Raw genomic sequence first — 8,646 nt, 5'->3', positions numbered from 1 at the left:
TGGTAGGCCCGGAGGGACGTAAACCGGGCAAGCTATGATATTGCAATCAGGCGGTTTTTTCGGATTGTGGACCCGTTTCTAACGGGGTTGGGTCCACATTACCAGTCCAAACCCGCCAATTTCGATGCGCCCATTTCGCCCAAGCGCATCCGTTCGACCGTTTCCGTGTAGACTTGCGATGTCGCCGCGTTCGCGTGGCCGTGTATCGACATGATTTCGTATTGCGTCGCGCCATGCAGGGCCAGAAGATGCCCGGCGGCTTTGCGGATGCCGTGCGACGATCTGTCGGGCAAACCGGCGGCGACGCACCATTTCTTGAACCGATTGCGCAGGGCTTCGGCGCTGGCGAAGGGCTTGCCCTGTTCCGTGGTCAGGTAGGTTGTGCCGATCACGGTTCGCAGCTGCAGCGCCTTTTCCAGCGGTGGCAGGATCGGGATTTGAACGAACCTCGATCCTTTCTTCGACGGTTGCCAAGCAAGCCATTTCTGATCGCCGTGGCGCTGTTCGTGTTGCCGCCCCAGCTGGTAGGCGTCGCCGATCCGGCAGGCCGTGAACATGAACAGGGTCAGCGCAAGGTGCGCGGTCGTGCCGGGCGGGTGCGCGTCGCGATAGCGTGACAGGTCATCGATCGACCACGGCTGCGCCCCGCCTTGTGACCTGTAGGCCGGACGCGGGACCGCGCGGAACGGGTTGACCGTGACGTGACCGCGTTCGAGGCCGAAATCATAGGCCGCGACTCCAAGCTTCCACACATTCCGCGCCTTGCCTGGGGTCGCCGCCATGCGATCCTTGAAGGCGGTAAGTTCGCCCGCCGGGATCGTGGCGGGCAAGGTCGCGTAGGGTCGGCCCCGTGACCGCTGTTGTTCCGATTTCTGATCAAGGACAAAGCGCGACAGGTTGCGGCGTTCCTTCAGCGTCAGCGGGGAGGCCGCGCCCGCGTCAACCTGGCGCGACAGGTGGTCGAGATAGAGGCCGAACAGCCATGCCATTGACCCGCGATCCGGGCTGACATCCCTCGGGGCGTCCAGCTTGTAACCGGCGCGGGCGGCGGCGTAGTGTTCGGGGAAATCGGCGTGATCCGGCCCGACCGAAATCGTGATCTTGCGGTTCGGGTTGCCTTCCACGCGGACGCGCCACGCGGTTTTCGCCCCGCGCTTGCGGGCCGTCAGGCCGGGATAATTCAGCTTCATTTTCACCATCCGTCTACGGGCGCCCCGCCTTCATAGGGCAGATCGCTGGCGTAGGCGTCAAGATCGAACCTGTCATAAAGGCGCTTCGATCCGAGTTCCCGGCGCGGGATGTCGAGGGTGCGCAGCGTCGATTCCGACACGCCGATATAGCGCGCGGCGACGGGCGCGGGCATCAGTCGTGGAGGGAAATCGAGGCTGGGCATGGGTTGCGGTCCTACTCGATTGGATCGAGGCCGGTTTGCCGCACAAGATCACTGAACAGAGGTGCGACAAGAGCCGGATTCAAGTTGCCATTGGCGATTTTCATAATCTGCCCGGCGGCGTCGCTGACGCGCCAATTATACCATTCGGGATGCAGAGTCGTGAAAACGGTGATGGCCCGCGCCCATGTGAGCGCTTGCGGCTCTACGGCGAAAGGTGTTCGGTCGGTCATCGCATCACCACTTGATCAGAACGCCGCTGAAGGGCAGGCCGTGGGTTTTCTGGAACCAATCGCGCATGTCCTGCCAGTCGATGAAGCCGTCCGCCTGGGCGAAAATGTCCATCAGCATTTCGTCGCCCGCGATGCCGATCGCCCGCAGATCGGTGTTGCCGACCGTCAGGCGCTGCGCCTCGATCCTGACCGGGATCGTCGCGGTGCAGGTTGCGTCGCGCAGCTTGCGGCAGGCTTTTGTCCGCATTCCGGTATAGAGCTGCAGCGCGTCGCCGCGCTTGGCGTGGCGTCCGTCCTTGCGGTGCGCGCGGATCGTCTGGCGTTTCCGGCCGATTTCGACCGGCTTCGCGAATATGGGCTGAAAGTTGTACGCTACCATCAATTTCCCCCTTGGTCACTCGACCACCATTCCGCCGGGATATAGATCGCGGACTCGCCCGGCTGGCGCAGCATGTTGGCGACGGCGATCTGCCCTTCTGTACGCAGGCCGTGAAATTCGCCGTCAGGCGACAGGAACTGCCCGATCTTCATGCCGTCGAGGCCGTCGAGAAAGTCAGGCACCTTGACGGGATCGGCGCGGAATACGCGATCCGGCGCAGAAATCCGCGTCGCCGTGGGTTTGTCGCCGTGATAGAGGCACGGGGTCCAGTTCCCGGCGATGCCGCGTTCTTCGACAAACCAGATCATGCCGAACCCGCCGGTTTCGACATTTCAAGATCGAGTTGCGCGAAAATCCGGTTCACGGCGGTTTGGCGTTTCTTTTCGGCATGGCGCTTTTTCGCGTCGTTCGATGCGGGGTCGAACAGATCGGCGAGGGATCGCAGCATTTGCGCCGTCGCCTTGCCGTCCAGTTCCGCGAGTTCGGCGGTCCAGATGCCCATGCCCATCACGACAAAGCTTGCGCCGGTCGTGTTCAATGCTTTCGCGCCTTCGCGGGTGGCGATCATCAGGACATCGTGCGCGATGACGCGGTAGTTTTCTTGTTCGTCCTGGCCGGGCCGGTAGATGGGTTTCCGGGGGTCTGACATCGGTTGTTCCCTTTCCTGGTGTCCGTCGCTGGCCCCGCGCTTGGCAGGGCCAGAAAGAGGCATCAGCGCGGGGGGTGGTCGGGGCGTTCGCCGCCGGTCGTGATCGCGGTGGTGTTCGCGGGTTTCCGCGCGACCTTGCCGCGCTGGATCACGCGCAATTGCTCGATGTCGAACCATCGTTCTTCGACAAATTTCCCTTCCTTATCGACCGGCGGCGACACGCAAGCGCGTCTGCATCCGTTCAGGAATTCGTTTTTCGCGGTCACGATCCCGGCGAAACCGGACACCACGTCTTGAACCTCGTCGCCAAGCTGGGCGTCGTCGGAATTGGTCATGATCTTTCTTTCTGCTTGCGCCGTTCGGCCCGCATCGGGGCGTCCCATGCGTTGTGGCACCTTTGGCAGAGGGCACGGCAACGCAGCGGATCGGCATGGGTTTCGTCGTGGTCCATGTGGGCGATCGTCAGAACAACCCTGGACCCTGTTTCGGGGTGCCGATGACCATTCGGTGCGCGGCAGTCGGGGTTTTGCGGGGTGCCTTCGCAGCGGTTTGCGGCCCGGAACAGAATGAACGCGCGAAAGGCTTTCCATTCGGCGGATCGGATCGATCCGCCGGGGTAGAGTTTCATTCTGTCCGGGCAGATGGGCATCGCGATCAGGCGCTTTCCGGCGATCCCTTGAACAGCGGCAGTTCGGTCTGTTCCTTTGCCGTGTCCAGCGCTTCATCGAAGGCCATATCGAACGCCTTGTGCGGGTTGTAGATCGTCAGGATAAAGCCGACCGTCGATCCGTTCTTGCGGTAGCGGAACCTAACCGGCATCCGAAAGAGCGCCCCGTTGCGGAATACCGGAATCGCGATGATGATCAGGTTCGGCAGCTTCAACGGTTTGCCTTCCGGTGTCTGGTGTTCGTTCAGAAACTGGATTTCGCTTTCCCCGGTGTCGCGGTTGGTCGTTGCCTTCAGGTTCGACTTTTCGAAAACCTGAAAGTTCTTCGTAAGATCGAGAAGCTGGCGCAGCTGGCCGAACCTGCCTTCAATCTTCATCGCGGTTTCGATCATCCGGTTTTCCCACGCTTCGGCCTTGGCGTCGGGCTTGCCCTTCAGGATGGCCGGGGTCGGGTCCTGAATGTCCTTCGCCTGTTCTTCGATGAATTCGCCGAGTTCGTCCTTGCCGAGCGGCTTGCCCGAAACCTGCATCCATGCCTTCCATTCGTCGGACAGGGGGAAATTGTAGATCGCGCGGTGATGCAGGTGCCGTGCCGTGTCATCGCCTTCGGCGGTGGTCACGTCCACGGGTCCTGCGCCGTGGTAGTCGGCGATGCAGGTCAGGGCCGGGTTTTCCATGTCCGGCTTCGCGAACATCGCGGACGTGTCGCCCTTGAAGCGGTTCGCCCACGCGATGAAGCTGTCGAGGTCCGACATGTGCGCCGTTCCCTTGCGCCGGGCCGGTTTGAAGAACTGCGCGGCGTTCCGGCGCTGTTCCGTGAAGTCGTGAACCTGGCGATCCTTGGCGGTTTCGACCTGGTGCGGCGTCGTGAAGGGGTTGCCGTCCGGTTGCTCGATCGGCTCGTGCGGCGCGAGGCTTTGCATCGTGTCGCGCATCGTCTGGGCGACGTTTTCGCGGGCGGTGTCGTCTGTTTCGTGGGTAGCCATGTCGGGACTCCTTTATTGGCCTAGTGAGTTTTGAAGGGCGATCAGCAGATCGCCGGTTGTGCTGAACGCGCCGAGAGTCGTTCGGTCGGCGAAGGCTGGCGCGTTTTCCTGTACGATCCAGCCACCATTCGGGGCGCGGCGGATAAACAGCCCGGCGTCCGCGTCGAATGCGCCGATGAACGCGTGATCCTCGCACCGGCCTTCGCCAAGTTTCGGATTGTCAGACATCCTTGATTTCCCCTGTCTTGGGGTCGTATTCGGACACGTCGCGGACGCCGCCCTGCATCCGCTTCATGAGCGGGCTGTAAAGGGTCAGCTGGCCTTGTCCGTCCACATAGGCGGCGGCGCGGCTGGCGGGCTTTTTCGGGCCGTTGAAGTCGGCCTTGGCAGACATGCCGAGGTCGCCCGCGCCGCCGAGTTCATAATTCAGGTTCAGGCTGATCGAGCCTTTCGCGCCCTTGTGGCCGAATTCCTCGTTATGGTCCTGCATCTTCTGCATCAGTTCGCGGTGCTGGGCCATGAAGCTGATCAGGAATTCGCCGCCGTCGAACAGGGTGAACAGCTGTTCGATGCTGTGAATGGCGAACGGATCGTGTTCTTCGACCAGTTCCGCCGGGGGCGGTGTTTTCTTCTTTGTCATCACGTTCGGGACTCCTTTTTGCGGGTTAATGACTTTGGATTTTTTCGGCGGCTTCAATCATCGCGCGGGCGATTTTCAGAGAGGTCTCGCTGGGCGTTGGTACTTGCCGAAACGCCCGGTCGATCTGGTTTTCCGACCATCCGCGTTCGCGCAATCCAATCCGGTCATAAGCGCGGGCGGCGGCTATAATCTTCATTTCGTTGGTCGGCATCGGATTGATCCTGGTCAGTGAGTTTCGAGGAAATAGACGCCTGCCGCCGTTAGGCGGACGAAGGCCCCGCGCCGACGCTCGATGTCGCCGGGGCGGCTGTCGCAGGGTTGGGTCAGGCCAAGGCGCGTCATGCGTTCCCAAAACCTGAGAGCGACAATCCCTTCAGGCTCGATCGCCTGTTTCGATTTCAGGACGTGCAGCAGCATCAGGTCGGAATCGGTCAGGTCGTAAAGCGGTCGCGATGACATCGGATCAGATCCTTTCAGGGCGGGCGATGCGGCCCGTGAACGCGTCGAATTCGGTGCGCAGGGCGTCGAAGCGCTGCGCGGCGGCTGTGTCGGTGGCGAGGTCGCGGCGGCTGGCAACCTGGCATTCGGAGCGAATGAATTCGGCGGCGGCGCTGGTGTTGACCGTGATCGTTCCCGCGCCTTCGCGGGCCAGATGCAGGCGGACGGCGACGAAGCGTTTGAAACGGATGTCGTTGGCGAGGATGCCCGCCTGTTGCGGTCGCGGCATCCGGTCGAAGTGCTGGGGTGCGACGGTCATTCGCAAAGCCCGTATTGAGACGCGCACAAACCTTCATCTTCGCGTTCCGCTTCAAGTATCCAGTCACGGTGCCGCCCCGTTCTGTCGGTCTTAGCCCATTCGGCTACCTCGAAAGCATCTGGAAAGTCGGCGTCGTTTCTGCCGCCCTTTATCCCGGCCCGCGCCATTGCCGCCCCGCGTGGCGTTGTCTTGCTTGCGAAGAATGTCGCCGCGCCGCGCTTCGAGGCTTTTTTTACAATGCTTTCCCAAGTGGCGATCCGCTCGATCGCTTCTGGATAGCGGCGGGAAATTTGTTCAATTTCGTTCTTCGACGCGTTGATGCATGGAAAACAGCCGACCCGTTTCATCCCTTTCATGTAAAGCGGATTGATCGGAGCATTTCGCGCCCGCGTGAAGCTGAACACGTTGTCGGCGGTCCAGTGGATAAGCGGCTGAAAATATCGCAGCTGATGCAGGCCAGTTGATCGCATGGTTCGCCAAGACTGAGCATTTGCCCGCGCAACGCTTTCGTCGCGCCTGACTCCAATCCATTGAATGACGGGTTGGTTCTGCAGCGTTGGCATCAAGCATTGTTGCCAGATCGCTTCGTATTTCAGGAATTCCGTGCAGAATTGAGCGCGACGGGATGGGAACCGACCTTTCCAGATGCAGAGGTCTAAGAACGGGTTTCCTGTCGGTTGCAGGATTTCAAGAGCCGCCTGAACGTCGCTTTCGGGAACGCCTTGATTGGGCCAGTTATCCGCAACGAACTTTCGTTTTCTGGCGATACGATCTGTGAAATCAGCGCGATAAACCTCGATTCCGTCGCCGCCGATCCGGGCGCGGATGTGGTCCGACAGCCTGTCAACGTGTTCCCAAGTGATTTCACTTTCATTTCCGGTGTCCGCAATGACGGAGCGAAACGGATTGCCGCGCAACAGCGCCAATTCCACGCAAGCGCCGCTGTCTTTGCCGCCGGAAATGTTGATGATGTGAGCGGTTGAAGTCATCCCTGTACCGCCTCGATCATCATCATGAAGAACACGAACGCGCCCGTCGCCGCCCCGGCGATCAGGAACATCAAAAGCAGGCGCGGGCCGGACAGGGTGCGTTGCGGGGCCTTGGGCCGGATCGGCGGGCAATAGGCGCTGACACCGCGCCGGGCCTTCAGGCCGGGGCAGGCGGGGTGCATCGCGCCGGGGGGACATCCGCAACCGGGCCACAAGGGGCAATGGAAGGTCGCGGGCGTCCCCTTGTCCGCGAGTGGCGGCGGGGCGTCGGTGTTGTCGCTGTCCTGGGCAGGTGAAAAGGGGCGGCAGGCGCTGGGGCCTGCCGCCAGTTCACCGGCAGGTTTCACGGCACCGGCATTCTGTGGAAGGGTTCTGATCGACACCATTCCGCGGCGTAGCAGTTGGCGCACGGTCAGCCCGTGAGTTGCCGCGATCCGGCGCAGCTGGTTGTCGATGGCGATCTGTGTCCGCGTGTCGAAACCATCGCGCTTCGGTAAGCCGTTGGCGGCGATGGCGTCGTTATCGTCCGGCAGAAATTTCATTGAGTCAGGTCCCGTGCAAGATGCTTTGAGGCAAATTGGCCCCATTGATCGGCCATTGCGTTTGCGATGCCGGGGAAGGTTTTTGATCGAACTTTCCACCTGTTTGGGCCGGGCGGCGCGCGGTGTATTGCGGACCATTCCTTGTGCGCCTGGGTTCCGGGGCGCGGTGGTGTGAGGCGCTTTGTCGGGGTCAGGCCGGGAAGGTTGCGCAAGTAAAGGCCGGTTGCCTTGAAGGCGGGATCGCCGAACTGGTGTGGCTGCACGGTCTGCGCGGCGGGTTCGAACCCTTTGATCAGCGCCTTCGCGTGTTTGTGCATCACCGGGTTTTCGACCGCGACGCAGGGGATCGGGGCATTCCAGCAAGCGGAAAAGAGTGCGGCCCCTTCATGCAGTTCCCGCCACATGTCGTCACGGGTCCTGCCCGCTGGGGGGGTGTGCAGCCAACGGACGCCGGAATTGCAAAGCCGGGTGCAGGGCGGATGCATAACGGCCAGAACATCCCAGTCCATATGCAGCACGTCGCGGATGTCACAGATCATATGCCGGTTCGTCTGGTCATCGCTGGGCAGCAGGTCGCAAGACCACGCGTCATGCCCGCGATCGAGGAACGCGTTGCGCACCATGCCGGACGTTTCGCAGCCGATTAGGATTCGAAGGCAACGGGTCATTCCAGCGTATCCGTGTGATGCGGGCTGACGATCCGTGCGCAGGCGTCGCCACACGCCGCGAAATCCGTTTCGGCCTGTGCTGCGTCGATCCATGCCGAAACGGCGGCATCTTCGGTTGCGCCCGTTGCGCGGATGTCGTGCAAAACGACTTCGAAAACGAACCGGCCCGATCCGGCATCGTCGGGCGGTGCGGCGTAGACACCGCCGGTTTCAAGAACCTCGTTTATGAACGCTTCGCGCCGGTCGGTTGGGTCGAGCGTGTCTAGGCGCGACAGGAACGCGAAAGCGCGGTCGTGAAGGGCAAGCGCCAGCATCAGAACAGTTCCCCGTTTGCCGCGTCGCCGGGGCGGACGATTTCAATGGACTCGAGGATCACGAACTGCGCGTCGTTCTGTTGCGCAAGGCGCTTGGCGGCGGTGAAGGCGTCCGCGAATGTCGAATAGCGCTGACGTGGTTCGGTCTTGTGGTGCGGGGCCGTGGGTTTCCGGCAGACCATCCAGAAGCGGGCGAAGGCGGGCATCGTTCCCATCAGACGACTCCCTTCGCGGTTTTGACCTGAAGGCGATGCTGGCAAACCGTCTGGCCGCGTTCAGCCTTCAGTATGGCCCATGCCAGAAGGCGCAGGGCGGGGCTGTGCTGTGCGTTGGGCGTTCCCGCGACGGCGCGGGCCTGAATTCTCGGGGTGTTCATCGGTGCCGTTCCTTCTTTTGTTATGTGGTGATCACATAAATCGAAGAAACGTCGAT

At 61.7% G+C, this 8,646-nt stretch carries 19 protein-coding genes; all 19 read right to left on the bottom strand.

The features are described 5' to 3' along the window. Positions 1-98: 98 nt before the first annotated feature. A complete protein-coding gene (xerC, locus tag RBB31_RS20410) occupies positions 99-1,190 on the bottom strand; it encodes a tyrosine recombinase XerC (protein ID WP_306131097.1) in 1,092 nt (363 codons plus the stop codon). Positions 1,191-1,192: 2 nt separating this feature from the next. Further along, complete coding sequence (locus RBB31_RS20405; protein ID WP_306131096.1) at positions 1,193-1,393, bottom strand: DNA-binding protein; 201 nt, start codon at positions 1,391-1,393, stop codon at positions 1,193-1,195. Between the two features lie 11 nt (positions 1,394-1,404). After that, positions 1,405-1,623, bottom strand: coding sequence for a hypothetical protein (locus RBB31_RS20400; RefSeq protein ID WP_306131095.1), 219 nt, complete (start codon positions 1,621-1,623; stop codon positions 1,405-1,407). A gap of 4 nt (positions 1,624-1,627) precedes the next feature. Then, on the bottom strand, positions 1,628-2,002 hold the full coding sequence (locus tag RBB31_RS20395) for a hypothetical protein (protein ID WP_306131094.1): 375 nt from the start codon (positions 2,000-2,002) through the stop codon (positions 1,628-1,630). After that, entirely contained in the window at positions 2,002-2,310 is a 309-nt protein-coding gene (locus RBB31_RS20390) for a hypothetical protein (protein ID WP_306131093.1), read from the bottom strand. Before RBB31_RS20390 ends, RBB31_RS20395 begins: the two co-directional genes overlap by 1 nt. Then, on the bottom strand, positions 2,307-2,651 hold the full coding sequence (locus RBB31_RS20385; RefSeq protein WP_306131092.1) for a hypothetical protein: 345 nt from the start codon (positions 2,649-2,651) through the stop codon (positions 2,307-2,309). Before RBB31_RS20385 ends, RBB31_RS20390 begins: the two co-directional genes overlap by 4 nt. A 62-nt stretch (positions 2,652-2,713) precedes the next feature. After that, positions 2,714-2,986, bottom strand: a complete 273-nt coding sequence (locus tag RBB31_RS20380) for a hypothetical protein (protein ID WP_306131091.1) — start codon at positions 2,984-2,986, stop codon at positions 2,714-2,716. A 319-nt stretch (positions 2,987-3,305) separates the two neighbouring features. Continuing rightward, positions 3,306-4,304 (bottom strand): DUF2303 family protein, encoded by a 999-nt coding sequence (locus tag RBB31_RS20375; RefSeq protein WP_306131090.1) that lies wholly within the window; start codon positions 4,302-4,304, stop codon positions 3,306-3,308. A gap of 12 nt (positions 4,305-4,316) precedes the next feature. After that, positions 4,317-4,532, bottom strand: coding sequence for a hypothetical protein (locus RBB31_RS20370; RefSeq protein WP_306131089.1), 216 nt, complete (start codon positions 4,530-4,532; stop codon positions 4,317-4,319). Further along, positions 4,525-4,944, bottom strand: coding sequence for a hypothetical protein (locus RBB31_RS20365; RefSeq protein ID WP_306131088.1), 420 nt, complete (start codon positions 4,942-4,944; stop codon positions 4,525-4,527). Before RBB31_RS20365 ends, RBB31_RS20370 begins: the two co-directional genes overlap by 8 nt. Before the next feature lie 25 nt (positions 4,945-4,969). Then, a complete protein-coding gene (locus RBB31_RS20360; RefSeq protein ID WP_306131087.1) occupies positions 4,970-5,155 on the bottom strand; it encodes a hypothetical protein in 186 nt (61 codons plus the stop codon). A gap of 14 nt (positions 5,156-5,169) precedes the next feature. Next, positions 5,170-5,403, bottom strand: a complete 234-nt coding sequence (locus tag RBB31_RS20355; protein ID WP_306131086.1) for a hypothetical protein — start codon at positions 5,401-5,403, stop codon at positions 5,170-5,172. Between the two features lie 4 nt (positions 5,404-5,407). Further along, complete coding sequence (locus tag RBB31_RS20350) at positions 5,408-5,701, bottom strand: hypothetical protein (protein ID WP_306131085.1); 294 nt, start codon at positions 5,699-5,701, stop codon at positions 5,408-5,410. Further along, positions 5,698-6,690: a phosphoadenosine phosphosulfate reductase family protein gene (locus RBB31_RS20345; RefSeq protein ID WP_306131084.1), complete on the bottom strand. Its 993-nt coding sequence runs from the start codon at positions 6,688-6,690 to the stop codon at positions 5,698-5,700. The genes RBB31_RS20350 and RBB31_RS20345 overlap by 4 nt, the downstream gene beginning before the upstream one ends. After that, positions 6,687-7,232: a hypothetical protein gene (locus tag RBB31_RS20340; protein ID WP_306131083.1), complete on the bottom strand. Its 546-nt coding sequence runs from the start codon at positions 7,230-7,232 to the stop codon at positions 6,687-6,689. Before RBB31_RS20340 ends, RBB31_RS20345 begins: the two co-directional genes overlap by 4 nt. Beyond that, positions 7,229-7,900, bottom strand: coding sequence for a hypothetical protein (locus tag RBB31_RS20335; protein WP_306131082.1), 672 nt, complete (start codon positions 7,898-7,900; stop codon positions 7,229-7,231). Before RBB31_RS20335 ends, RBB31_RS20340 begins: the two co-directional genes overlap by 4 nt. After that, a complete protein-coding gene (locus tag RBB31_RS20330) occupies positions 7,897-8,214 on the bottom strand; it encodes a hypothetical protein (protein WP_306131081.1) in 318 nt (105 codons plus the stop codon). Before RBB31_RS20330 ends, RBB31_RS20335 begins: the two co-directional genes overlap by 4 nt. Then, a complete protein-coding gene (locus RBB31_RS20325) occupies positions 8,214-8,429 on the bottom strand; it encodes a hypothetical protein (RefSeq protein ID WP_306131080.1) in 216 nt (71 codons plus the stop codon). The genes RBB31_RS20330 and RBB31_RS20325 overlap by 1 nt, the downstream gene beginning before the upstream one ends. Next, positions 8,429-8,646, bottom strand: a 218-nt coding sequence (locus RBB31_RS20320; RefSeq protein WP_306131079.1) for a hypothetical protein, incomplete at its 5' end; no start/stop codon positions are given. The genes RBB31_RS20325 and RBB31_RS20320, both read right to left, overlap by 1 nt.

Origin of the sequence: Roseovarius sp. MMSF_3350, from assembly GCF_030733425.1 — a bacterium.
GTDB lineage: Bacteria > Pseudomonadota > Alphaproteobacteria > Rhodobacterales > Rhodobacteraceae > Roseovarius.
The sequence above is the reverse complement of the archived record's forward strand: the minus strand, read 5'-3'. Positions and strand labels throughout refer to the sequence as shown.